At 34.9% G+C, this 26,251-nt stretch carries 24 protein-coding genes; 5 read left to right on the top strand and 19 right to left on the bottom strand.

Annotation, left to right across the window (positions count from 1 at the left end):
- Positions 1-306: 306 nt before the first annotated feature.
- The 4 genes from NKR20_RS09015 to NKR20_RS09030 all read right to left on the bottom strand — a co-directional run bounded on the left by NKR20_RS09015 (position 307) and on the right by NKR20_RS09030 (position 4,539).
- Positions 307-2,274: a DnaB-like helicase C-terminal domain-containing protein gene (locus NKR20_RS09015; RefSeq protein WP_253425675.1), complete on the bottom strand. Its 1,968-nt coding sequence runs from the start codon at positions 2,272-2,274 to the stop codon at positions 307-309.
- A gap of 271 nt (positions 2,275-2,545) precedes the next feature.
- Positions 2,546-3,724, bottom strand: a complete 1,179-nt coding sequence (locus tag NKR20_RS09020) for a hypothetical protein (protein ID WP_253425678.1) — start codon at positions 3,722-3,724, stop codon at positions 2,546-2,548.
- A gap of 298 nt (positions 3,725-4,022) precedes the next feature.
- Entirely contained in the window at positions 4,023-4,274 is a 252-nt protein-coding gene (locus NKR20_RS09025) for a helix-turn-helix domain-containing protein (RefSeq protein ID WP_253425681.1), read from the bottom strand.
- Between the two features lie 7 nt (positions 4,275-4,281).
- Positions 4,282-4,539 carry a helix-turn-helix transcriptional regulator gene (locus tag NKR20_RS09030; RefSeq protein WP_253425684.1) on the bottom strand — a complete coding sequence of 86 codons (258 nt, stop codon included), beginning with the start codon at positions 4,537-4,539 and terminating at the stop codon, positions 4,282-4,284.
- Positions 4,540-4,740: 201 nt separating this feature from the next.
- Between NKR20_RS09030 and NKR20_RS09035 the strand changes: the two genes are divergently transcribed.
- Positions 4,741-5,904, top strand: a complete 1,164-nt coding sequence (locus tag NKR20_RS09035) for a tyrosine-type recombinase/integrase (protein ID WP_253425687.1) — start codon at positions 4,741-4,743, stop codon at positions 5,902-5,904.
- A gap of 401 nt (positions 5,905-6,305) precedes the next feature.
- Here NKR20_RS09035 and NKR20_RS09040 read toward each other — a convergent pair whose 3' ends face one another.
- On the bottom strand, positions 6,306-6,617 hold the full coding sequence (locus NKR20_RS09040; RefSeq protein WP_121214351.1) for a hypothetical protein: 312 nt from the start codon (positions 6,615-6,617) through the stop codon (positions 6,306-6,308).
- Between the two features lie 557 nt (positions 6,618-7,174).
- Here NKR20_RS09040 and NKR20_RS19545 point away from each other — a divergent pair.
- From NKR20_RS19545 to NKR20_RS09055, 3 genes are all read left to right on the top strand, one after another.
- A complete protein-coding gene (locus NKR20_RS19545) occupies positions 7,175-9,256 on the top strand; it encodes a methyl-accepting chemotaxis protein (RefSeq protein ID WP_253425690.1) in 2,082 nt (693 codons plus the stop codon).
- A gap of 132 nt (positions 9,257-9,388) precedes the next feature.
- Positions 9,389-10,015: a hypothetical protein gene (locus NKR20_RS09050; protein WP_253425693.1), complete on the top strand. Its 627-nt coding sequence runs from the start codon at positions 9,389-9,391 to the stop codon at positions 10,013-10,015.
- Between the two features lie 389 nt (positions 10,016-10,404).
- Complete coding sequence (locus NKR20_RS09055; protein WP_253425695.1) at positions 10,405-10,917, top strand: DUF2269 family protein; 513 nt, start codon at positions 10,405-10,407, stop codon at positions 10,915-10,917.
- A gap of 88 nt (positions 10,918-11,005) precedes the next feature.
- Here NKR20_RS09055 and NKR20_RS09060 read toward each other — a convergent pair whose 3' ends face one another.
- The 8 genes from NKR20_RS09060 to NKR20_RS09095 all read right to left on the bottom strand — a co-directional run bounded on the left by NKR20_RS09060 (position 11,006) and on the right by NKR20_RS09095 (position 19,753).
- Positions 11,006-12,004 (bottom strand): phospholipase D-like domain-containing protein, encoded by a 999-nt coding sequence (locus tag NKR20_RS09060; protein WP_253425698.1) that lies wholly within the window; start codon positions 12,002-12,004, stop codon positions 11,006-11,008.
- Positions 12,005-12,128: 124 nt separating this feature from the next.
- Positions 12,129-12,842, bottom strand: coding sequence for a hypothetical protein (locus tag NKR20_RS09065; RefSeq protein ID WP_253425701.1), 714 nt, complete (start codon positions 12,840-12,842; stop codon positions 12,129-12,131).
- A gap of 201 nt (positions 12,843-13,043) precedes the next feature.
- Positions 13,044-13,991: a DUF4145 domain-containing protein gene (locus NKR20_RS09070; RefSeq protein WP_253425704.1), complete on the bottom strand. Its 948-nt coding sequence runs from the start codon at positions 13,989-13,991 to the stop codon at positions 13,044-13,046.
- 83 nt (positions 13,992-14,074) lie between these two features.
- On the bottom strand, positions 14,075-15,526 hold the full coding sequence (locus NKR20_RS09075; RefSeq protein ID WP_253425707.1) for a 5-methylcytosine restriction system specificity protein McrC: 1,452 nt from the start codon (positions 15,524-15,526) through the stop codon (positions 14,075-14,077).
- Positions 15,519-17,021, bottom strand: a complete 1,503-nt coding sequence (locus NKR20_RS09080; RefSeq protein WP_253425720.1) for an McrB family protein — start codon at positions 17,019-17,021, stop codon at positions 15,519-15,521. The genes NKR20_RS09075 and NKR20_RS09080 overlap by 8 nt, the downstream gene beginning before the upstream one ends.
- 125 nt (positions 17,022-17,146) lie before the next feature.
- Positions 17,147-17,803: a carboxymuconolactone decarboxylase family protein gene (locus NKR20_RS09085; protein WP_253425724.1), complete on the bottom strand. Its 657-nt coding sequence runs from the start codon at positions 17,801-17,803 to the stop codon at positions 17,147-17,149.
- A gap of 987 nt (positions 17,804-18,790) precedes the next feature.
- Positions 18,791-19,105, bottom strand: coding sequence for a MazG-like family protein (locus tag NKR20_RS09090; RefSeq protein ID WP_253425727.1), 315 nt, complete (start codon positions 19,103-19,105; stop codon positions 18,791-18,793).
- 108 nt (positions 19,106-19,213) lie between these two features.
- On the bottom strand, positions 19,214-19,753 hold the full coding sequence (locus NKR20_RS09095; protein ID WP_253425730.1) for a DinB family protein: 540 nt from the start codon (positions 19,751-19,753) through the stop codon (positions 19,214-19,216).
- Between the two features lie 166 nt (positions 19,754-19,919).
- On the opposite strand from NKR20_RS09095, the gene NKR20_RS09100 reads away from it, so the two are divergent.
- Positions 19,920-21,347, top strand: coding sequence for a DDE-type integrase/transposase/recombinase (locus NKR20_RS09100; protein ID WP_253428046.1), 1,428 nt, complete (start codon positions 19,920-19,922; stop codon positions 21,345-21,347).
- Between the two features lie 346 nt (positions 21,348-21,693).
- Here NKR20_RS09100 and NKR20_RS09105 read toward each other — a convergent pair whose 3' ends face one another.
- The 6 genes from NKR20_RS09105 to NKR20_RS09130 are packed head-to-tail and all read right to left on the bottom strand — an operon-like array spanning position 21,694 to position 26,219.
- Positions 21,694-22,200, bottom strand: coding sequence for an SRPBCC family protein (locus tag NKR20_RS09105; protein ID WP_121214363.1), 507 nt, complete (start codon positions 22,198-22,200; stop codon positions 21,694-21,696).
- A gap of 17 nt (positions 22,201-22,217) precedes the next feature.
- Complete coding sequence (locus tag NKR20_RS09110; RefSeq protein WP_253425733.1) at positions 22,218-22,508, bottom strand: RNA polymerase alpha subunit C-terminal domain-containing protein; 291 nt, start codon at positions 22,506-22,508, stop codon at positions 22,218-22,220.
- Positions 22,509-22,566: 58 nt separating this feature from the next.
- Positions 22,567-22,998: a Ger(x)C family spore germination C-terminal domain-containing protein gene (locus NKR20_RS09115; RefSeq protein ID WP_366519710.1), complete on the bottom strand. Its 432-nt coding sequence runs from the start codon at positions 22,996-22,998 to the stop codon at positions 22,567-22,569.
- Entirely contained in the window at positions 22,937-23,677 is a 741-nt protein-coding gene (locus NKR20_RS09120; RefSeq protein WP_253425735.1) for a Ger(x)C family spore germination protein, read from the bottom strand. The genes NKR20_RS09115 and NKR20_RS09120 overlap by 62 nt, the downstream gene beginning before the upstream one ends.
- Entirely contained in the window at positions 23,674-24,768 is a 1,095-nt protein-coding gene (locus NKR20_RS09125) for a GerAB/ArcD/ProY family transporter (protein ID WP_121214366.1), read from the bottom strand. The genes NKR20_RS09120 and NKR20_RS09125 overlap by 4 nt, the downstream gene beginning before the upstream one ends.
- Complete coding sequence (locus tag NKR20_RS09130; RefSeq protein WP_253425738.1) at positions 24,765-26,219, bottom strand: spore germination protein; 1,455 nt, start codon at positions 26,217-26,219, stop codon at positions 24,765-24,767. The genes NKR20_RS09125 and NKR20_RS09130 overlap by 4 nt, the downstream gene beginning before the upstream one ends.
- Between the last annotated feature and the right edge of the window lie 32 nt (positions 26,220-26,251).

Consider the following 26,251-nt stretch of genomic DNA (forward strand, 5'->3'; position numbering starts at 1 on the left):
AACTCACTTTAACGATTTAGAGTGTTAAATTTTTAAACACTAACAATTCTTAACAAACATAAACGTCAAAACACCTGCTATTATCACGTTATATACTTGTTAGAGTTTTTCAATGTTATTATTTGGTGATCATTTGCTGGACATTTGGCATCACTGGTATCAAATCGGTCTATTCGTGTTCTTTTCAACTGATTCGGAATAAGGCAATACAACTGTTTATTAATCTATCATTGTTTCACTTGTTGTTTCAGTGTTGCAATAGTGGTATCAAAAAGTCTATTAAAAGGATTGCTATTTCTAGCAACCTTAAATACGTTTCCTATTCGCTTTTTCAGTATAATCACGAACAACTTTTTCAGTGAATGTGTTCAAACTCGTCATATAACTGTATTCGATCTCCTCAAATGCTTTCCCAAAGCGATTCTTCAACACTTTTAGATTAATATCTCGAACCAGACTTCCCTTCGCTAATTCTAGTGCAGCTAATTCTTTCACTTTACCATCTGCCGACCTATCTAGTTCTTTTATCTTCTGTAGTTCAAGTGTCAAAACAACATCGCTGCCATATTCGATTGCACCAGATTCCTTGAACGATGAAAAGCTAGATTCTCGGTTATAACTGTCACGGTTGAAAGACGATATGGCGATTACTGGAACGTCACAATCCCTTGCAAGTCGTTTCAACTCCGTTACGTTCTTGTCTGTTGTTTGTTTTTCACTCATACGGTCACTAATAGGTTGTAAAATTTGAAGATAGTCTACAATTACAAGCGGTTTTTTATTATGCAAACGAATATGCTTCTCTACTTCTTGACGAATTATGAGAACGCTAATATCGAATACACCTTCATGATAAAAAAGGTTTTTAGCTGTTTTTTCGTACTTTCCCATAGCAATTACAAATAAGTTATGATCTTTAATAAAACCATTAAGTAAATCACGTGTGTAGGTAATCTCACCTTTTTGTTTCATTATCTTTTTAACTTCGCCCATTGTTCGTACTAACGATTTTGCTAGTAGTTCCTTCTTTGACATTTCAAGTGTGAAATATAATACGTGTTCACTTTGTGCAGCTACATCATCAGCAATTTCTTGGACAAATGTGGTTTTCCCAATACTTGAAGCTGCACCTATTGTATAAAGCCCACTTCTTAACCCACCAATCACTTCGTTCAGAATTGGGAATTTTTTTATTTGAATAGGCATGATCGGATTCATCTCATTATAAAAATCCATTAAAACATGGAAAGCACTATTTCCATTTATACACTCGTTGAATGCCCACTCCAGAAGTTCTACGACTTGATTTATATCTTTCGAAGCCAATTCATTAATATCCTTCACATTCGGTATGTCCTTATACCATTTGTGAACATAGATACTCATATTCATCTCTTTAAATGATTTATGAAGCTTTTCTTCTAACTTTGCTCCAGCTTCATCATTGTCGGCTAAGAGAATAAACTGCTGCTGCCTAGCCTTTTCTTCGTTTAACTGGATTTCCTTCACCAATAGAGAGCTGTTTGAAGCCGAATTTAAAGCGATTGCATGATACCCTAAACTTTCTATCGTAAGAGCATCTATCGCCCCTTCTGTAACAAATACAAACATTTGAGAGAGATCTCCAACATAATGTTTATTCAGCAGTTCTGGATTACCGAAGTTTCGGTATTTAGGACCGTCAGCGTTTTTTTCATCAAGTCGTGCAATAAAAAAGCGGTCTGTAATTGGAATGATGAACCTATGAAATTGCAATCCGTATTGTTCTCTTTCGTCAAAAACGGTTAAATCAGTAGCATGCGTTACTGCCCCTAACTTGTATTTTTCTATGATTTCTAGAGATAAATTGCGGTTAAGAAAGTAATTGTCATGTGTTAAAGTGTTATAAAAATGACTGTATTTTCGGTTAGTCGTGTGTGTTGCAGTACTAACAACTTTTTTTGTTTTTCTACGATTACTAGGACGAGTATTAGTTATGGAAGGTATATTTGTAACCTGCAAATTGAAATCTTTCTCTAGCAAACTAATTGCTTCTTTAAAATTAATGTTGTGAATCTCCATTGTTAAATCAATTACGTTCCAGGTTTTACTACATTGGCTAAAGCAAGTAGCGATATTCCTCTCTATATCCACCCCAAAATTATCATCTATTCCATTGTGTATAGGACATGGAATATTTCTTGACTTTGTTCCTTTCATAGAGAGTTGTACTGGTAAATAACGTTCTAACACCTCTACTACGCTAACATTTTGTTTTATTTGTTCTGCTCTCATGAGATCAACCTCTTTTTTTAGTTTTTTCTCATTCTATTAAAAAGAAAAGGGGGCAATTTCAACGCCCCCTTTTTCAGTACAGTATTTACATTACTTATAATACTTATAGCATTTCCCATTAAACATGCCATCCTTTGTGGCTGTTGGGTTATAAGTGTTTTCTAGATACGTTAAAAGGGAGGTTTATTGCACCTAAAAGGGAGATTTATTGCACCAAATGTGTAGGTTTATTGCACCTAAAAGGGAGATTTATTGCACCTAATCTTCCTATTTAATAAAATATTTCGATACCTTTAAACGAACGACCTTCCTTATAAAATTTGTAGCACTTTATATATTTTACCCTTTGAAATTTCCCTAAAAGTTTGTTGATGATGTTTCTAATCGCTTTCATTTTGTCCTTGTTTGGTTCAGATTGACCGATTTCGTTGTATATTTTTTGTAACAGTATTCTATTTGATTGCCGTTTATCATGTTTAATCACTTCAATACGTCTTATCAGATATTCACGAATTACAATAACTTCTGGTGTAGTGTTTATTACATCTTTAGTATTCAGTAGATTACTAGGGATAGTTATAACTTGTTTTGTTACTTGTGCATATTCGTAAAGAATAGGTTTGCCATGCAATTTGTACCCAGAAACTTCTTTACCACCAGCTCTTACCTTGATTTTTTTAGCTGGTAAAATGTGATCTTCTATTAGGCAATATTCCGTGTCTTTTTTGTAGGCTTTAGCTTCCTCTGTATAGTCTATTTTGACGATTATTCGTCTAGCTTTATCCAGACTCTTTGTAATTGCCCCAACAGATTGTGGTGATACATATTGCTTATCTTCAAGACCATTCATACAACGATAAACTTGATCTGGCGTGAAGTTTGTATTTCCAGCTTCAAATAAGCTACAAATTGCATTATGGACACTTCTGTCATAAGCAGTAAACCTTTTATCCTTTTCGTAAATTTGGATATTATCATCGTCATAGTTAATCGAAACTTGTGTAAAAACTGGTTTTCTGCCGTTAACTTTTAACTCTACTTGATCACCGTAGTCGATACTCCCTTTCGGCATTTCATTAGCCAACTTATTATTTGGCATGATGTATTTTTTCGGAAGAATCGCATCTAGTTGTTCAATCAATTGCAATGTATTAGTTAATGGGTTTCCGTCAAAATCCTTCAAAACACTTGGATTTTTTCTCAACTTTTCATGTGCTATTTGTAAGATTTCTAAAACTAGCGAGGTACGATAGTCTAGTATTAATTCACAGAATTTCAGTTTCAATTCTTGATCATCCATTTGTTTCGCTAAAATACCAATTAGAAAAGGAATTCGTTTTTCTTTTTTTTCAAAACGAATGTCGTCAGATACAGTTGCATATTGGTCTAGCAAGTTCTTTATTTCGGACATGGACAATATTTTCTCTAGTATACGATTGGAATTTTCCACAAGAACAACTCCTTCACGACCAACAAGTAATATCTATATTCAACCCTTCACTCTTTTGAGTGATAATTATTTTATATAAAATCAGTTGTAATAATGTAGATTAAAATTGAATATATTTAGCTTGTACACAAAATACCTTTTTGTTTTGCAGTAATTTACCATTATTGTTCCAGTGCAAATATTTTTTATTCCTTTGAAAAGATAAATTACACGGCATAGGAATTTATTTTTCATTTTATTCCTATCTTAGCTTTCACATTTTAGAGTTCTACCAACAACGCCCCCACAAGCGTTATTATTAATAACTATTTTTTCTCAAAAAAGCATCAATATCATGTTTATTTACACGCTTTATTCCATCTAAGACACAAACTGGTATTTCCGAAGATAGATATTTTCTTAACGTATTATGACTGACACCGAGATATTTAGTGGCTTCAGTAATTGACATCCATTCTTTAGCTACAAGCCTTTCGTAATACTCTTGTATCGCTTGCTCTGTAGCTTCGATAACAATAGACTTTAATTGCTCTTCAAGTCCTTGTGGCATTGTAAACTCAATCTTCACTTTTCCACTTCCTATTATCAAAAATTTTATTTGATTCAATTACAGTGTCTATATTTGTAGGATAAAAAATTTCCTCCCAATTTCTCTCCAATTCTTTTGAGATCAGATATGCTGTTTTCATATTAGGAATAAGTTTCCCTTCCTCAACATTTATTATGGTCATTCTGCTAAGGTTAGTACGTCTAGCTAACTCGGAAATTGACATTCCTCTACGATTACGAATTTCTTTCACTCTATTACCTAACATAGGTTACCTCCTAAAATAGTTTTCGTATCATACTATTCAATCGATTAAGATTGTTATACATAAACTTACAATTTCGTAAAAAAAATATTATGAATCTATTAATCAAATTTGATGATAAAATGAATAGTATATATTTGAACGGCTTAATTATTTTTTCCTAACTAGTCTTGCCCCCACAAGCGGATTAAAGGAAGGGATCTCATGGCTAAGCCAACAAAATATAAAAAAAATGGTCAAACATTTTATCGTATTCAAGTTTATCTTGGTACTGACCCACTAACAGGCGAACGTGTAAAAACGACAATTAGTCAATGTAACACTCAAAAAGAAGCACAACAAAAAGCAATGCAATTAAAAATTGCATTTGCAAACGGAACCTATCAGAAGAAATCGTTAGAAACGTTTCAAGATGTCTACAATGAATGGATTAAAGAATACGAAACAACAGTTGCCGAAAGTACATTTGTCAAAACATCTGGGATTTTTAGAAATCATATTCTACCGAAATTTGGCGAATATCGTATTGAAAGAATTGATGCAAAAATTTGTGAAAAGCACGTAAAGGAATGGAAAGAAAAGTTACAAAAATTCAAAACAGTCCAATCTTATTGTTCACTTGTATTCGATTATGCTATTAAGGAAAAAATCATTTCCAGGAATGTTATGAAGGAAGTTAAAGTTTCTAAGAAGAAAAAAGAAGCAATAAAACTTGAAGATCTAGAGGAAATAGTGGAAGAAGAAAACTTCTATACAAAAGAGGAGCTTTTACATTTTTTAAAATGCCTAGAACAAGAATCAAATTATAAGGCTTTCACTTTATTCCAACTTCTTGCTTATTCTGGAATGCGAAAAGGTGAAGCTCTAGGATTAACATGGAATGATATTAACTTCAAAACAAACGAAATCCGTATCAACAAGGCTCTGAAACGTGGGAAAGAAAACCGTTTATATTTAGGTCCAACAAAAACAGAAAAACCACGTACAATTAAGATGGGTAAAAAAACAATGGATATACTACACGAATGGAAGAAACGGCAAAAACAAGAATATCTAAAATTAGGATACAATACTTTAAAACCAAACCAATTAGTTTTTAGTAATGAAAATAATACATTTTTACAACCAACAAAAACAAGAAAATGGATAGTCCATGTTCAAAATAAATACGGATTAAAAAAAATTACAACACATGGTCTACGGCATACCCATTGTAGTTTACTGTTCGAGATTGGCAGACCTATCAAAGAGGTTCAAGAACGTTTAGGTCATTCTGATATCAAAACTACAATGAACATATATGCTCATGTCACTAACGAAGCTAAAGGTGAAGCTGCAGAAAAGTTAGATGATTACACGGATTTCTGATCAAATTTACATTGGCATTTTAAATGCCATTCTAAATGCCATTCATTGAAATCAAATGCTATTGAATGAACAGTGCATAATAAAAAACCCTTGATATTCAAGGGTTTTGACACTGTTTGAAATCCAGTGAATTTTATTTATGGAGACGGCGGGAGTCGAACCCGCGTACAGAAACTCAAAACTCTAGCTTTACTTTTATAGTTTGTCTATGTTTTTTTATTTTTTTACTCAAATAGCTTCTATATAGACCTATATATCATGACTACTAAGGTAACAACATCAAGTAAATGTTTATAATCCTCAAGTTAACTCCCAAGGAAAAATAAAAACAATTCTTTTATGTATTATTTTAATACAGACAATACAAAAAGGTGAGCAGTTTTCCTCACCATAAATTGTACTTATGATTTTTTCGTAAACATCAGATCAAACAATCTGAAAAAGTTATAATCCCCTGTTGTTTCTAACTCAATTTCAATACTTTCTGAAAAGTTTGCTCCAAAATCTGCAAACAGTTTTTGATAGTCTGCATTTTCCAACATATCGATACGACGTTCTGCCGCTCTTCTAATTCGATCTCCATTTCTTTTGAAACCACTTAAATATATTTCTTGGTGACATTGTTGAATTTCATACGAACGGTATGCTTCTAAGAATAAGTCCCACTCGTCGTTAGCTAAAGTATGGTAACTTCTTTTATCTGTGTCGCTCATCTTTCATCCCCCCACCGTTCAATTCATAGTCAAACCAATCTATAGAAATAAACCATTTTCTTGCAACTCGTCCGCTTAATAAAACCCTATAATCCAATCCACATTTTTTATTTTCAAAAATTTTACAGTATGCGGAATATTACTTGTTTTATACATTATATTTCCCTTGAGAGTAATTATCCCTAGAGTTCAGACATTTCCTTCGATATTTTTAAATTTTCTATTGACTTTTGCAAAATCCTTTACTTGTAAAAATTTTTTTTTGCAATTAAATATGGTTAGTATTCACTACATCTCCACTTACACACAATGTTTTCTACTAAGTTTCGATTGTCGTTCAGTATTCATTCGAATCCTCGTCTTTTTATTTTGATTACCCCTTCCCCACACCTCGAAAGTTTCAATCATTTCACATAATTTTCATACTTTTTTAAAATATAAATAAAACGTGTAAACTTTTATAACATAAAATTAGATAAATTCACCAAAATATGGTATAAAATCTATAAAAATATTATTTTATGTTATTTTTTCTTACATTAGAGAGGTGTTTTCCTGTGAAAATTTTTCAACCTGCCGTTTTTGTTCTTAACAAATTTCGTTTCTCGCTGAAATTTTTAACGATTATGTCCATTACCGCTGTTGCTTGTTTTGTTTTAGTTTTCGCACTCATTCGTCAGCTCAATGCACAAATTGAATTCAATTCCTTTGAAGCTTATGGTGTGGATTATTTAGAGCCCATGCAATTATTGTTGCAAGATGCCCTTGCCTATCGACCGGTACTAGAAACAGGTGATTCGGCATTAGAAAAACAAATCGAGGAACACTTTGTGGCCATCCACCAAGTCGATGAAAAGCTTGGCCCTCTTTTAAATACCCCAGAGAGCAGTGTTTCTGAGAAAATACAGCAAATTGAAGCAAATTGGTCAACTTTAAAGCAATCCAAAAGCTTAACAAACTATGAAAATTGGGTATCATCCATTATTTCTATTTATCAAAATGAAGTAGCGAACAACTCCAATTTAATTTTAGATCCTGATTTAGATACGTATTATTTAATGAACTCTTTTTTATTTTTAATCCCGAACTATGTACAAAGTCTAAATAATTTATATTTAACGATCGAGCAATACACGGATGAAGTATTAACGATGGAACAAAAAGTTGAGGTAATCAGCTTATATTCAGTCCTTCATTCAACAATTAATCAATTGCAGTCTAATTTTGAAACTTCCACTCGTCATACCGCAGACGTTTCGATTTTTAACGAAATGAAGAATATGTTAGACAATATTTCGAATGAGTCAAATTTACTTTTAAATACAATTGAGCAACGTTTATCGCTACAGGATAGTGTGATTGATGAAAACATGATGAAGCAATTCGAATCAACGATGATTTCACAATTTGATAAATTTGATGACTATCATCTTGAACATGCAAAATTACTCGATTTTTTAATTAACATACGAGTAGACAACTATAAACAAACGAAATATTTAAGCCTTGCAGCACTGGCGGTATTGGGTTCAATCGCGTTTTATTTTGTCATTGGTTTTTACATTTCGATTCGTCACGCTGTAAACCAAATTCAAGTTTTAGCCAAACGTGTAGAAGATGGAGAACTAAAAGCCGAGGCGTATTTAGATTCAAAGGACGAGTTTGCAATGGTTGCTCAATCATTTAACAATATCATCACGTCATTTCGAACAATCATTGAATCCAATCTTCAAACAATCGGTCAGCTATCTACCAATTCAAAGCATCTGCTATCCCGTGCTAGTGAAACAAGTCAAATCACCCATGCGGTTACGGATAATATTCAAGCATTTTCAAATAATATGCAACAACAGCTTCAAGCAACGAATGATAGCATACAGGCGGTTGAAGATATTGTGGAACACATCGATTCGATTACACAAGCAACATACTTAGTATCAGATGCCTCCCATGAAAATACGAAAACTTCGATGAAAGGAAATGAGCTCCTTCAACAAATGACGGGTCAAATTGAGGCGATTCAAACAACATTCCATCAAGCTGCGAAAATGATTACCCTTCTTGGTGAACGGTCAAATCATATCAATGAAATTACCGCAACAATGGAGAATATTAGTCAACAGACAAATTTACTTGCCCTCAATGCATCCATTGAAGCGGCTCGTGCAGGCGAACATGGAAAAGGCTTTGCTGTTGTTGCAGAAGAAGTACGCAAGCTAGCAGAGCAGTCAAACGAAAGTGCCAATCAAATTCGCATACTCATTCATGAAGTTCTAGGTGAAACATCTTCTGCTGTGCATGCGATGGAAATGGGTACGAAGGAAGTAGAACAAGGGATGGCCATCGTTCAATTAGTAAGCCAGGCTTTCGAGGAAATATTACAAAGTGCTAATAATGTATCCGATCAAACAAAAAACATTGCACAAGCTGTGGATCAACTCTCCTCCGCTTCAACGGTAATTACAGAAAAAGTGTCGGAAATGCAGCAAACTACCATGCAATCCAATGAAAAAACGACTGAATTATTCGCCTTTGCGAAAGATCAACTTCAGGCAATGGAATCTGTCTCCTCTACCTCTCAGCAATTAGATGATATTGCGAAGGAACTGGAAAAAGGAGTTAGGAAGTTTGAGGTTTGATTTCAATAGATATGGAAATAAAATTAACAGAGGATGAGCATTAGAGCTATCCTCTGTTTTTGCGTTTTAAACTTCGAAAGATTCATTTATTATTAAGATACTTCAATCACATTTGATAAGGAGCTTGTTCAAATGAATTTATACTTAGATATACCTCTTCATGGTTCTATTCGCATAGTTAACTCTAAAATTCAATCACCAAATCCTAGAGTTTTAACTGATATTATTAATTCCAACTCTCCTTTTGTTATACAAACAAATAATAATATAGTAATTGATAAATCCTTTTGGAAACCTGTACCAAATGTCATTCGCTATACGTTCGAATATCTTGGGAATAATCAATTTCAAAGAATACAAAACAGTTTAAATAATAACCTTATTAGTAATTCTAACTATCCTGATATGATCTTCAAACAAAAGAATAATAACAACAAATTAATTGGTTTCATTTTAGAATCACCCCATGAAGATGAATACCAAAATAATGCAAATTCAATGATTCCAATTGCCCCAGCACAGAACCTAGCTGCAACTGGCGGAGTAATACATAATGAGATTAATCTGGTACTAATTAGGCTGTATACACTATACCCTACTCATTTTAATGACGGGGAAATGATTGATATCGTCATTTTAAATCCCATTCCTTATCAAACTTCATTATTCCATGTTCATCAAAAAGCTTTAAAAAGCCCATATGTTACGTTAAGGAATAACGTTTGGAAATGTTTTTGGGATTCAAAGTATAAAAAATGAATTTCATTCGATATTAAACATTTTTAGTTCAAACGATATTTTAATCAATTGCTGTACTAGCCAATTACAACCTATTTTACATACTTGGCTTCAAAATACACTTTCTACAAATCCCCCACTACTTTTAAAAGGGCATCATCCATCAACTTTAAGAATGAGAGGAAGATGGTATCAAACGATTAATTAGTGTGGATTTATTGAATGCTGATATACCATGGAACAAGCTATAAAATAAGACCTCAGATGTAGAGAAATATAAGGCTGTGGCTCATTAAATGCTTATCCCCTTTCTATTAAAATGAATAGTGCATTTAGCAGTTATCGGAATTGCACTTATTAATAATGCTAATTGTGGCAATAATTAGTAGAACAACTTGGGGGTTTGCGTAATGAAAAAAATCGGTCCAAAAGGCATGAAGTGGCTGAAGATTATCCACGTGTTTCTTGTGGTATTATTTTTCGGAGGCATTTTAAGTTCGGTAGCTTTAACTTTTCATATTGATTTCTCAAATTATGATGAGTCCTACCTTGGATATAAAAGCATTGTTGTGATTAGTGATAACATTGTGCGCTGGGGTGCGATTGGAACTTTAATAGTGGGTCTCATTTACGGATTTTTTACAAACTGGGGCTTTTTCAAGCATCGATGGGTTGGCGTAAAATTTGTGCTATATATCATTCAAACAATCGTTGGAATTTTTGTGGTAGACAAGCTCATGCTAGCGAATATGGAATTGTTGGAAACTCAAAAAGAAATGGCTTTAATCAACCCAATCTTTGCTCGAAATCACGTGTTACGAGATAATGCGGTCTATTTCCAAATAATCGTTACCATCTTTATATTTATCATTTCGTATTTAAAGCCTTGGAAGAAGAAAAAAGCTCATGCAAAACAAAACTAATGGAAAAAAGCGTGGTTGGTTTAACCACGCTTTTATTGTTAAAGATATCTAAAACATTTATATATTAAAATTCAGTCATACAAACTACTTAATTGTTTTTCTTCTTTTGTTTAATAGTATAAACAATACCTGTGCTCTCTTTTAAATCTTTTATTGTATATATCCAGCCACCTGGATTATTAACTGGTGGGTGCGGTTCATTTGGTAGATTACAAATCAAACTTAAAATGTAAAACTTATATTTAGGAGCCTTATCAAACTCAAAATCCCTATAACGATCAATAATGTAGTTTGTAATACGATTTTTAATAATATCAGATACATCTATTTTTTCAATAACACTTTCCCATTTATTCATCTCTACCACAAATGTTTCAGAAATTCTAAAAATTTTTTCCATAACACCCCCATTTTTCTTTCGGAATGCTATATATTCTGTAGATGAATAATTATATCCACTTGATATAGGATGGGCATGAACAAAATATTTATCAATTAAATGTATAGTATCTCCAGCTGGAACTGATAAAACCTTTGCATTTTCATCAAATATTTCTTCTGTTTTTATATCTGCCCCCCATGAATAAGTAATCTTTTCCTTTTCTTTATAACCATCAATAAATTCTTGCTCTTTTTCTATTAATTCCATTGTTATTTGCCAATTTTTAACTTGCTCAATTAATTCATTAACATACTCATCAAATATTTTTATTTCATTCTCTTTATTAAAGTACATTAGTATCTCGTGATTAATGTTCAAGCCTTTATTCGTAAAATTAACAGATCCCGCAAAACAACTAGTATCATCTATAAGATAAACCTTAGAATGTAAATCTTTCAAAGCAAAAATTTGTATATCATTTTCAATAAATATTTTTAATGCTTCTATACTGCTGGCATTTTCTATAAATGATTTTCTTTCAAATCTAGTAACTATTTTGCAAGTTACATTTTTTGCTTTCACTATTTCTACTAAATGCTCTGCAACATTTAAACTTATAAATGGACTAATAATAATGATTTTTTCTTTACACATTTGTATGCGATTAAATAACTCTTGCTCTAAATTATTTATTAATAGTTCCATCATTTTCACCCTTTTGTTATTATATGTATATTTTATTTTAAATTTCGGTTGAAACAGGCACTTTTTAATTATCTAAGTATACGAAATTCCATGTTTAGAATTAGATTTTTTGATATTTATCTTATCAAAATAGCTTCACAACATACATAACAACCGTAACGACCAACAATACCGGCATCGCCTCGTTTGGCAATAGCAGTTCGATTTTGCGTCTAATTAGAAATGCCACGATGATAAGTGAGATGAGTCCATACAACATATAGCCACCTTCAGCGATGATCGGCGTTGCAGGGACAAAAAATAAAATAGTTAATGCCATTAAGAAGAACACAAGTCGTGCTACCATTTGTGTAACACGTAGGGATTTCTTTGCCCCAAGGATTAAAAATGGCATTGAAATGACGATGCCACCAATGACTCCTCCTGGGAATATCGTATGTTCAAAACGCATCGCAATGTATGCTATTACGAATAATAGAGCCGCTGTTAACGCATCCACTACCATCTTATTTGTGCGATAAATATAGATGTATGTGAGTATACAAACTAGCATCCCTAGCTCAATAATAATAATCTTCGTTGATTGGACAAATAGAATCTCTCCAATTGTTAATAATGCAAACCAAGTGATCGCAACAAGTATCCATTTATGAAGTGTTTTATACTTTATTTGCTGCACGAGCTTTATCCATCCAATGGTAAAGACAATATATATAAGAGCCGTTAAAACTGCCATAAAGACATCCGGCATGATATTTTCCTCTGGATCAAACATTGTCAGCGTCAATAAAATGACTGTAATTATATATGTAATTATTAATAGGAGATTTTTCTTCATTCTCTTCCCACCTTTCACTAAAATTATTGCACAAAAATAATAGGAAAGATATATTTTTCCATTTGAAAACAATTCTTCCTTTTTCTCTGATAAAAGTTTTGTAACCATTTTTGTCACGAGTACAGCTTATTAATTATATGTAAAATATTCCTACATCTTCGTCAAAAAAGCGTCTCTACATATAGTAGAAACGCTGCACAATTAATGATATCTAGAATTGAGTACTTCACCAATTCGAATTAATATTGCTTCTAGCTCGCCATTCGTTTGGAATGTGAATGGATGTCCATAATTCGATTTTTTTGTGTTATCTTCTATCTTTCTCGGAAACTTAGTTAATCCTGTGTGTTTCAGAGGTTCTGAAGCCATTTCCTCTAGCTGTGGTGCCTTTGCAATCAACGTAGGATGAACAACAATTGTAGGCGTTACGTTATCTAACAAGTAGACATATGCTTCATCGTCTTTTTCCCCAAACTCCATATGTTTGAATTCTGCAGTCTTTTTCGTTGTTTTCTTCAAATCGAAATTTGCTTTTTTAAAGGTTTCTTTATATTGATCTAACGGGACAATACGTTCATGCTTAGGGACTTTTTGAGTGTTTATTTTCTTCACTTCTTTTACTGTATTTTGTTGTTTTTCTTGTTTTAGTTCTTCTAGTTGTTTTTCTATCTCTGCAATTTTCTTTTGATGTTCTTTCATCCATTCCTGTATAAAATGAGGCTCTTGAATTTGTTTAGCGGGCAATTCATAATCTGGCGCATTGAATTTATAACTCCCATATACTTCCACATACCAAACACCCAAATCAAAAATAAACTGATGGGCTTGTTTTGCCACTTCGATATCCATCTCTGTCGGTTGATGCACTGCCGTATTGCCGTTTTTTCTTATGTATTCGAATTTTTTATAAATATCATCTGGAATAATATCATGATTATACAAGCGATTCGTCTTTTCCCACTGTTTCAGCGGATACACTTCATTCATATTTTCTTGCTCAAAAATCATGTTTACTAATGTTTCGCCAAACAAGCGAGCATTCATCATGGCAGCTTGTGGTTGGTCCCATAAAAGGTCCTCAAAACGTAATACCAACTCTTTTAGCGTACTGGAATAATCCCCAAGAAATTTAAATATACTAGATTTCATTTTTTACTTCCTTTCCTTAACTCCTTTATAAGTTTACCACAATATTAAAAGCCCAACTTCTCATTGAGAAATTAGGCTCTGGACTATAGTTTGCTTTTAATTACTTTTAAGATTTTAGACATGGATTTTTCAATATTTTGTTTAAACGTATCTGTCCATACCTTATATGTGCAATCTCCTACTGGCACAACGACTTCAAAGGAATAGAATTTTGTTTTCTCATTAAAAGGACTTATTTGGAATTCATTATTCAAAATTTCACCATGATTCGTTGGGAAGATGACTCCTGCAGCTTTGGTATCATAAGAAACCATATAATTGATGACTTGTAAATAATCATCATACACTGGGTTCAGGGATTTTCCCCTCGCTGTAACGTCATACCACTTCGGTTTAAATTTCGCATCAAGGATAAAGAAAGGAGTATCAACATTTCGATAGAATACAAAATCCGGACGAATCAGTTTTCTATAATCTTTCCCATCATTACCTTTAAAGATATAAAGGTTATTTGCTGCATCAACGAAAAACTCTTCACCTAAGAAATAATTCTTATAATTATGTAGTAAGAAGCTCTCCCATAGGTCAGGGATATAGTATAATAAACCGTTTACTGATTCATCTTTCCCATCAAAAACAGAAATCCCTAAGTTTCTAAATATTTTAATACACGTTTTTCTCAAGACTTCATATTTAGTGAAATAAGGATGAGAAAGTGGTGTCATGCTATTTAAAAGCACTTTATGTCGATTGCTCGTAAAATATTGTGGTGCAGCTTCCTTCAATGAGTTTATGATGGTTCTCATTTCATTATCCTGATCAATATACTTTACAGTCACTTCGGGAAAACTGCTTTTCAAGTAGTCATAGGTATGAAGGATAAGGTGATTGATTGTATTATCCACTGTATTTTCTTTAGAAGTGTAGGCTACTTTCCCATTGAAAATCAAATTTTCTTGAATATGTCTTGGAACATTAATCGCCCCTTTTATCCGACCATCATTGTATTCCTTTCGTTGATAGGTTCTAAACAATCCTTGTCGAAAAGCTTCTTTTAACTGCTTTTTAAAAAGATATAAAAGTAGTACGGCTAACAAATCCTCATCACTCGATTCGGTGAAAAAATCCTCACTAAAATTTGGATTTTCATAGGATAACATGTAAGAAAGAAAATATGGCTTTATTTGATCAAAGCGAGAGGTAATTGTTATTTTTACATCAAAGACTTGGGATTCCCCGTCCTCCATATCCACTTTTACATCCTTCACTTTCAAAACCCCAACCAACCCTTTTGTTTCAAAAAGACTTTTTGAAGAGAACGTGTCGAATTCAATAAGCGTTAATTTATCCTGATCCTTAAAACCTGTTTCAGTAATATTCGCCATTAATTTTGAAGGTTTGATCCTTTCCTTCACAGCTATTTCAAATGCACGGAACTCTGGGCTTTGTCTATCGATAATTGAATCTTGTCTTTCAATTAACTCATCGTAGGAAGTATAGTCCTTAAAATAAAACTCTAGCTGTCTGTTATTCATCCTTACTCAATCCTAGAAAAGCAGATTCACAGGCTGCTAAAAATTGCTGCGTATTATGATAACCTCTACAATATTCCTTTAAAATTGGTTCAATACGGTACTCCCAAATTTCACCTTTCGCATCAATAATGTCAGAAGCTTTACTTTTTAAATAGGCTGGCCCAATATGATGCGCTTCCGTTAACCCCATTTTTCTTCCTTCTTCGCCGCTAATCAACGAATTTAATGCTTTCACACTTTCTATTAATTCGTGTAAATTGATGTCTTGATGAATCTCGTTGTTTTGTTGCATCCCTTCTAACGCATCTTTCATAACATCATTAGCTTTTACTTCAATCCACTGAAATCTTCTTCGTAACGCAAAATCAAAGGCCTCTACAGATCTGTCAATATCATTCATAGTCGCAATAATATACACATTTTTCGGTATGAAAAATCCATTTTCAAAGACATCCGACACCATTGGAACAGCTCTTTTATTCTTCATTTCATAAGTTGGTAAATTACTATATTGCGTTTGAAAAATCGTTTCTCGATATTGTTCCTCAAGTCCATACATAAGTTCCCCAAAAACTCTTGATAAATCAGCACGATTGATCTCATCGATTATAAAAAAGTATTTTTTATTTGGTTCATTTTCTTTGACAACCGCTCGGCAAAAGTCTTTGAAACTTCCGTCTAATTTTACAAACTGTGTCTGCCCATCTTCTATTTGTACTGGACGTAACCCTTCAACGAAGTCCGTATAATCATAGGAGGAATGAAATTGAACAAAAGCAAACTTTTCCCCATTAATTTCGCCAACATCGGGTAAGTTTTTAGCAAATTTTTTAGCAAAATACGTTTTTCCTGTCCCTGGCGCACCAGTTAATACTATTTGCTGAACACCGTTGTTAATGAGTTTTTCTAGCTTTACTTGTAACACATTTGTTTTATTCACAGTAGATTGCCCACTTTCTTCTGCTTCGAATGAAACACTTGAAAGATCTAGTTCCTCGTAGCATGTATTTATTTTTTGGATTAAGCTTTGTCGTTCTTCTCTAGTAGAGTGAATACTATTTTCAATTTTTTCGATTAACTCTCGAATAACTTCCTCAACCGTGTTATCAAGTGGAATGCCGTTCTCGATAAAAGCCTTCATTCTAGAAGACATTTTGCGATCATCTTTTGCATCAATTCTGTCACCAAATAAAATATTATAGTAGCCATCCTCACCTTTATAATTCCAGAGCTTATTTCCATTTTGGATAAAGTTATTTTTTAAAGAGTGAGCACTTGTGTTAGTTAATCCTACCGTTAAACCATTGTCACAAAATTTCTGTCCCGGGTTTTGTTTACCGATTAGCACCATTAAAAACCCATAAAATGCAGATTTATTCTCAGCCGCTTTTGCAGCATTAACTAGACCCATCAATAACTTTTCTGACTCTTCGCTTTCTTCATTATTAAATAGATTACGTAACTCATGAATCGTCATTTGTTTTATATCAATCATTTAATTTTCCTTCCTCATAAAGTTATTGAAATATAATTATATATTTTACCATATGGCAATATTTGTAGATGCAAAAAAATAGCACCTTCTAATAAAAGAAGGTGCTAGACTATAAGGTTATTTAATTATTCATCATATGCCAATAAAGCATTAACCCCATGCGCCAGGGCTGAGCCTGCTTTTAACGCCGTTGCTACTAGAATAGCTTCTGCAATTTCTTCCTTTGACGCGTCCGCTTTTTTGGCGTTCTTCGTGTGTAGGTCGATGCAGTACGGGCAACCTGTTGTATGCGCCACTGCCACCGCAATCAACTCTTTCTCCTTCACGCTTAACAATCCTGCTTTTAGCGCTTGCTGGTCAAAGTTGATAAACGCTTCAAAGCAATCCCCGTTGAGCTTAGAAAATTCACCTAGTCTCTTAAAATATTCCGCTTTATACAATTCATCGTCAGCGCTTTCATCAAACGTGTTTAGTGCATTGACCCCATGTGCTAAAGCTGAACCCGCTTTTAAAGCTGTTGCAACCATAATAGCCTCTGCGACTTCTTCCTTTGTGGCTTCTGCTTTTTTAACCGCTTTCGTATGAACATCAATGCAATATGGACAGCCTGTTGTATGTGCCACAGCGACGGCAATTAACTCCTTTAGTTTAACTGTTAATTCCCCTGCAGCTAACGCCTTCTTGTCAAAAGTCACAAATGCTTTAAACGCATCCGGCGCCAATTCACCAAATTCCCCTAAAAGATCGAAATAAGATTTTTTGTACAAACTTGCCTGACTCATTTTTTCTCCCCCAATTTAAAGTGTTTTGCTTTATCCATGGGTGCCTTTGCATGAGATGTACTTACTAGCTAGTATTTAATTTACCATAAATGGAAGAAAATATAAATTGAAAATTTTGAAATTTGATAGAGTTTTTAAAGTTTATTTCTATCATGTTGTGTTAGTTTTTCTAGAAGGTAGTGAAAGATAAATCTTTGGAAAAATATTCTCCCAATGTTTGCAAGAGAAAGATGAAACTGGTAGGAATTGGATTCGTCAGTCCAATGAATACAAAAATCTAATAAAATCCGTGTGAATATCGTATTCATAAACCCCATGAATACAAAAATCTAATGGAATTCGTGGGAAATTCGTATTCATAAACCCTATGAATACAAAAATCTAATAAAATTTGTGGGAAATTCGTATTCATAAACCCCATGAATACAAAAATCTAATGAATTTCGTGGGAAAATCGTATTCATAACCCCGATGAATACAAAAATCTAATAAAATTTGTGGGAAATTCGTATTCATAAACCCCATGAATACAAAAATCTAATGAAATCCGTGTGAATATCGTATTCATAAACCCCGATGAAGGTCAAATCCCACCAAAAATCCAGTCGAAATGGTCTTCATAAGCCTGATGAAGGTCAAATCTCACCAAATATCCAGTCGAAATGGTCTTCATAAGCCCAATGAAGGTCAAATTTCATCGAATATCCAGTCGAAATGGTCTTCATAAGCCTGATGAAGGTCAAATCCTACCGAAAATCCAGTTGTAATGGTCTTCATAAGCCTGATGAAGGTCAAATCCCACCAAAAATCCAGTCGAAATGGTCTTCATAAGCCTGATGAAGGTCAAATCTCACCTAAAATTCAGTCGAAATGGTCTTCATAAGCCTGATGAAGGTAAAATCTTCGGAAAATTCTGTTGAAATGGTCTTCATCAGCTCAATGAATCCTCCATCTTCGTTTTATTTAACAAGGACATTAAAATATGTATCATTTATACCGATTAGTAAGTTTCTCTTTATGACTCTCCATAATCTCAGTCAAATCAATATCGTACTTATCCGCTAATATAAATAAATTATCCAACACATCCCCAAGTTCTTCTTTTAAGTTCTCAATCTGTTTTTCTTTTGATAGTTCTGTGTGGTTGGGACGATCGATGCCAATTTCGAGTGTTCGGACTGCTTTTGAGACTTCCCCCACTTCTTCCGTTAAAAAATTTACACGGATAAACGAATTTAACTCATACCAACCGCGCTCTTTATAAAAATTGGTAATCCATTTTTGGTATTCAAAAATATTCAATGCTATCACTCCTTATTTTTCCATAATAGCACAAAAAAAGCGCATTCTAATTAAAGAAATGCGTCTGAAAAAAACTTCAAATATTCGGTATTTCATATCCAAATAGAGCTATTTATTGTTCAAATCTCTCTTTTTCAATATCCCCAAATATTCTCTCCATGGCCCCACGTCTGTTCTGTATCGCTCAGCCATTATCCGTACAATTTGCGAAATATGTGTTAAATCATGCACAACCCAAGTAGACAGCAACTCTCTTATTTTCACTGTACCAAATGCAGGATGGTACCCCTCCAACTCGAAATAGGCAGGCTCAATCAACGTGTTCAGTTTACTAATATTTTCCATTCTAATTGCTTTAAACTCCTGCAAAGATTGGTCAATGGTCCTTTGAGATTGATTCTTTAAATGGGAAAACCGATCAAATTCAGGAAATGGTTGATTGCTACCGTTTTGAAGAATAAACTCTAACCTTGGGATCCAGTTGTTTTTCTCCCCTTCAATGAGATGGTCCACCACTTCAATGGCATTCCACGTTCCTTCGCCCTCATTACAGTATAGCCAACCATCAGATAACCCCGATAAAAAATGCTCCAACGTTTGCGGTGTTCGTTCTAACACTTCAATTGCTTCTTTTAAGTTAAACTCCATCTAACTCCCCCTCCCCATCTTTTCGTATTGTCAAAACTTATATATATAAATCGCTAATAATCGTTGGTTTTACAGTCTTTTATGCAAAAAAACTTGCCACCCCCTGAATTTTGATGTTAGTTGAGGTTACCACACCACACAACTACCCAAAAAGGAAGTGACAAGTTTGTACCCTCAATTATTAGCGTATTTAATTGAATTTATCAAGTACCAAGAAAAAATAATTAAAATATTAATGGTGATAATATTTGGTAAGGCTGTTGGAAGTGTGCGTCCTGAACAGCCAATTAATAAAGAATACCGCAAGTTACAAGTTGATAAGTTACCCATTCTGTATCAACCTGAAAAAGCATCCTTTCAGGATTTACTAATCGCCTACTTCCATGAACATGGCAAAGAATTAAAGCCTGTAAGACGACACGCCAAGTCCAAATCAAAAGTACCTGAAAACCTCTGTTGTCCTAAGTGTGGTGCACCTTCCTCGTATTTGTATGCGAATAATGGTGCAAAAGGACAATATCAATGTAAGGTATGTGATTGCTTATTTAATCAAAAAAGTCGCTATCAGAAAGAGGCTATTCTTCGTTGCCCCCACTGTATGAAGACCTTAGAGAAAATTAAAGAGCGAAAAGATTTTCACATTTGGAAGTGTAAAAGTAATCAGTGTTCCTATTATTTATCCAATATAGGTCGAATGAGTAAGGAAGAAAAGACCCGATTTAAACAAGATCCACAGGCGTTTAAAGTGCGTTATATTTATCGTGAATTTTTGTTTGATTATCAACCTTTATCTCCAGCATCACCAGTAAAACCACGTGTAGATTTATCACGGATTCATACGTCATCCCATACACTTGGATTGATTTTGACATACCATGTGAATTACGGTATTTCAGCACGGAAAACAGCAGCGATTATGCAAGACATACATAATGTTTCCATTTCACATCAAACGATATTAAATTACGTGAACAGTGTCTCCATCTTGATGAAGCCCTTCGTTGATGGTTATCCTTATGAACTGTCCGATCAATTTTGTGGCGACGAAACGTATATTCGGGTTAATGGGAAATGGCATTACTTATTCTTTTTCTTTGATGCGGCGAAAAAAGTTATTCTCTCTTACCGTGTTTCGCCTAATCGCGATACATTGTCTGCCATTAAAGCAATCGATGATGTTTTACAAAAGTTCAAGGAGATTCCCGAAAACCTGAATTTAATCGTGGATGGCAACCCCATTTACTTATTAGCACAACACTTTTTCGCACAACATGACATTTGGTTTGATGTGACACAAGTGATAGGCTTAACGAACGAAGATCCAGTGTCAGCCGAATATCGTTGGTTGAAACAAATTATCGAACGTCTAAACCGGACATTTAAAGGGCATTACCGTGCGACAACAGGCTTTGGTTCCGAAGCTGGCTCGGTATCGTTTGTGACGATGTTTGTGGCCTATTTTAATTTCCTTCGACCGCATGCAAAGCTGGAAAAGCGTGTGCCGGTCATGATTCCAGAGTTGGACCAGATGCCACATATGCCAGCACGTTGGACAAAACTGATTGAACTGGCCCAATTGGAGTTAACGAAATAACCGCAGCCTACTTTTTTTAGCAGAGCCCTCAAATAACTACATACGAATGACAATCGGCGTAGCGAACTCTTGACAAACCGAATGGAGAAAAGGTTAAAATTGGTATTTGGCGAGGGTTATTTGGTGTGCCTACTTTTTCCCCTTCGCCCTCAAAAATATGGGCGCAACCTTTTCGGAATGTTTGTCAAGAGCGATTGTCCCCTCGTTCGGAGAGTACTTATCGCCCAATACCTTGTGTTTTTCAATTTTTCATAGAAGTTTTGACACTACCCATCTTTTATGATTTTTTCTCCAAAAAAATTCAGAAAGCGCAAATCCATCTCATTGGAAATGCGCCATAACCGTCTTATTGACCTGTATAACTAATTTTCCCTGTTTCCACTAGTTCCTTTAGCCCCAAGAACATGTAATACCAGCCTTGTTCTGTGCCACTACGCCAGTCATCATGGGCTTTTACGATATCAGCATCAGTCCAATTTTCTTCATGAATCACCGTAATTTCTTGTGTGAAGGTCATTTCACAGCCTTGTTCCTGTTCTTTTAGCTCCACTGTGATGGTATCGGCTAAATCGTTGCCGCTTAGTTCTGGCATTTTAAATGTGAATACGAGTTTTTTCGGAGGATCGATTTCTAAATACTCCCCGATTGCACGATAGTCTTTACCGCCACGATGGTCAACAATTTCCCACGTACCGCCTACTTCAGGGTTGTTTTTGCATACCTTATTTGTTCCTTCCAATGTGAAAAACCATTTTTTCATCATGTTTGGGTTAATCCATGCATCAAACACTTTTTCAGGTGCTACATTAAATTCTCTTACCATCGTTAATGTTGTCGTTGAGATGTTTTCCATACTGTACCCTCCGTCAATTATTCTTTAAAGGATAAACCCGCCTCTTCCAATGAAGTTCTCAAGATGGGCATGGTCGTTTTTCCAATACCGTGGAGATTTAAAATTTCTTTTTCCGTGTATTGGGATAGTTTTTCCAGTGTATTAATTCCTTCATTCGTTAAGGCTCGTCTGGCTGGTGCAGCTAATTTCGATAAGAAGCCACTTTCTGGTTTTTCCTCTTTATCACATGTAGGACAACTTCTGCAATCACTACTCTTGTAATACGTATGCCCTTTTTCACATACCCTTAAACTTTTTTCAGATTTCAAGATAACCCCTCCCCCAAAATTCTAATTTCAGTATAAACAAAAAAACAGGCAGTACCTATTAATAAATACTACCTGTCTTAATTATCTCAACTTCCACATTCGGTTTAATAGTTACGTTTTTAAAATCCTTATCCCAATTCAATTTCTCCCATGTTTCCGGATATGTAGTCGACACCCTCAAGCCAATTCCAAAAGGATCACAATTTGCTTCTTGCAAAATGTTCGTAATCTCTTTTGCTTGTTTTGTAAGTTCTCTAGAAATTTTTTGGCTCAACTCATTTTGATTAATATTCTTATTTAGATTATGAGGATAGCTATCGACTCCAATTTTTAGTTTCAAATTTATCGATGCCGTGACATTCCCGTTTTTTTCGTCCACTTCGATATCCAATTTTCTTTTCACTTGTTTTGTGGAAATTCTATTGGACTCATCCTTCGCTTCGTCCAACACGAGGTACATTTGGCTCGTTTTTTTTAATTCGTCCATCATTAAAAGCAATAAACTGCTTGCTTTGCTCAATTGTTAGTGTTTTTCCAGAAAACTTATCCCCATCCATCAATGCAACACCAGCTATCCGGATTTTTTCTGGTGTTACTTGCTCCATATATGGAAGCAGCAAATCTCTCCCTTGCGTCAAAAGTTTTGTCCATATGGAGGAAATCGATTCATCTGGCAAATAGGAGGCGTTTTCTCCCCCTTCAATTGCTTGCAAAATAAAGAAGGCAATTGGGCTTTTTTCAATTTCAGTAGATATCACGGATTCTGCAGTTCCTTTTGTAATCGCCACTTTTTTCGCAATATTAGCGTCTTTCCCTCGATAATAAAATTCCAGCAACTGATTGATTCCCGTTTTGGCCATCTCATCGCCAATCAGTATTATATGTGCCTGACTAAAATCCACTTCCCCAGCTACCATACTATCGATTTCGGTTCCTAATCCGATTTGCATTTCCTGCTCTGCAAAAAGAAGTATGTCCTCAACATCGAACTGGCCGCCACCTTTCCCCTTAATATTCACTGTTCTTACCGTCACTTTCACATTGCCTTCTTCCGTCAAATCATAACCAATCCCATTCACAAAAGTTTTATTGACAAGATGATGCTGATCCCAACAGCCTGCCAACATAAGAGACATCAGGATGTATAGTAGTAGGTGCCACTTTTTCATACGAAACCACCACTTCTGCGTTTTTTCACAAGGCGAGATAGAAGAAGCAACAAACAAGGTAAGAAAATTACAATGGTGTAGCTAAGAAACGAAACATATTGAGTCAGAGTATCTGTAATTTTATCTGTATTCGGGATAAAAGATAAGCAAAACAGGATAATGCCATTGATGATAACCGCATTTTTATAGGATTTTTTCTTACCAGCTAGACATTTGCTTGCAAGGAACAAATACATAATAATTGAGGTCGTCATTGGAATAATCCAGATAGAAAGAAAAATTAAATCTAGTCGGTCAACCATTCTGTACGTTAGCCCCCTAAAGAGAAAAAGTACAGGCTCCCTAATTTGGTGTAATTGCTCAGGACTAAATGTGACAAGACAAAGAAAGGTGATAAACGTGTAAAAGCTTGTAACAAATAAATTGGCGTAAGATACCGTTTTTAGCATGCCTTTCGTATTTCCAATAACAAACGGGAAGAGAAATAGCAGTGCTTCAAATCCAAGCATGGCAAGTAGCGCATTATTACTCCCAAGCAAAATATTCTTCCCTCCTGCACTCCCAACAGGAAGAATAAATTGAATTTCTTTTGGTAGCCAAATCGAAAGAACCGTGATACAAATTAATACTAAAATCCAGAAAGTTGCCAGGACAAAGAACCTCGCAATAACTCTTAAATTGCTAACGGTCAAATAGACGCAAGAAGCAATAATAAGAAATGAGACTACCCACCCTGGAGTTAAAGGTAATAATTGCTCATTAAGTATTTTTATCATTAATATCGTCAACGTACTTCCTGTAAAAATGAAGTAAAAGTAGATGGTAGTATTTACGATGGTTCCCAAATGCTTTCCAAGGAGTTTTTTCGTGATGTCTGTCAACATATCATTCGGAAATTTCTTTAAAAGTTTCAAGTAGATAATAAGCAAGAATTGAATAACCACCCCCGCAAAAAGTATCGAAATCCATCCATCCCCACGCGCGGATTCCTGAACCACATTCGGTAGTGATAACAGGCCAATTCCTATCTGAGTTTGAATCAAGACCATTAACAGCTGGAACTTGGTAATAGAGATTTGACTACCCATCATGATTTTTTCCACCCCCGCGTTCGCCACTGTTGCTTCTTATAGGCAGGTAGAGAATCAGATGGTCGAGTCACCATTTTCCATGCAGGCATTCGAATTAACGTATCTTTTAAGTCTTTTTCCTTTAATGGAGCTAATGGAGAAAAGTAAGGCATTCCGAATGTTTCAAGTTTGCATAAATGCATGACAATCACCATTAATACAATGGCAATTCCAAAAAAGCCTAATACGGCTGCAGCAACCATAACTGGAAAACCAAGTAGTCGAGCACTTGTCCCCATCTCATTCACTGGTGCAACAAAGGACGAAATAGCTGTCAGACCGATGATTACAACCATGGTATTGGAAACAAAGCTGGCTTCCACAACCGCCGTCCCAATCACCACCCCACCTACAATCCCGATTGTTTGTGCAATAGGTGTTGGTAAACGAATGGACGCTTCCTTCAGCAACTCCAGAACAATTTGCATTGTAAAGGCTTCGATAAAAGGATGGAATGGTACGTTCTCCAATGAGACTCGCACGGAATACAAAATGCCGATAGGAAGAACTTCAGAATGATAGGACACAATGGCAATATAAATAGCAGGTAAACAAATGGAAATGATATAACTTAAAAATCGAATACAACGGAAAAAAGTGCCGACCATCCATCTGCTGTTATAATCATCTGATGCTTGGTAAAAGGCAAAGAAGGTGATCGGCATAATCAAAACCCTTGGATCTCCATCCACCAATAGAAGAACTTTCCCTTCCGTCAAATAGGAAACGGCTCGGTCTGGCCTTTCCGTATGTAACATTTGTGGAAAAGGTGAATACGGATTATCCTCTATGAATTCCTCGATTTCCCCAGATGAAAGCAATTGATCCACATCTATCGAGCTCACTCTACGCTTTATTTCCTCTACCATTTCGCTATTGGCCAAGTTCGCTAAATATACGAGATTAACCTTCGTATTGGACTGTCTTCCTAGCGTATACGATTGAACTTTCAATTGAGGAGTCTTCACCCTTCTCCTTATCAAAAGTAAATTCGTACCGATACTCTCTACAAATCCATCATGGGCACTTTTTATGCTCCGCTCATTGGCTGGCGTCTCTATAGAACGGGATGTCGTTTCAGCAACGGATACTGTCCAGGCTACTTCTCTCCCTTCTATTAATATTACACAGCAGCCTTCCATCAGCTTGCTACCTATTTCAGAAATCGATGAAACGGCCTGAACTTCGGTTGCTTCTACAACTTTGTCAATCTCCCTTGTTTCGGCTTCGAGTATGGGGGCGATCACGAAGGTTTGAAGCTGTTCTTTATTCACCATCGAATCTAGGAATAAAATGGTACAGTTCTTATTGTCAAAAATCATTTCTTTTGTAGCTAAATCTTCAGTGTAACTAAAATATTTAAGGATTTTACGGAAATTGTTTTGTAGTTCCTGCGTCAGCTGCTCTTCCACGCTAGTCTCCACCTCCCATCAAAGCACATTTT

The organism is Ureibacillus endophyticus, from assembly GCF_024159215.1.
GTDB lineage: Bacteria > Bacillota > Bacilli > Bacillales_A > Planococcaceae > Ureibacillus > Ureibacillus endophyticus.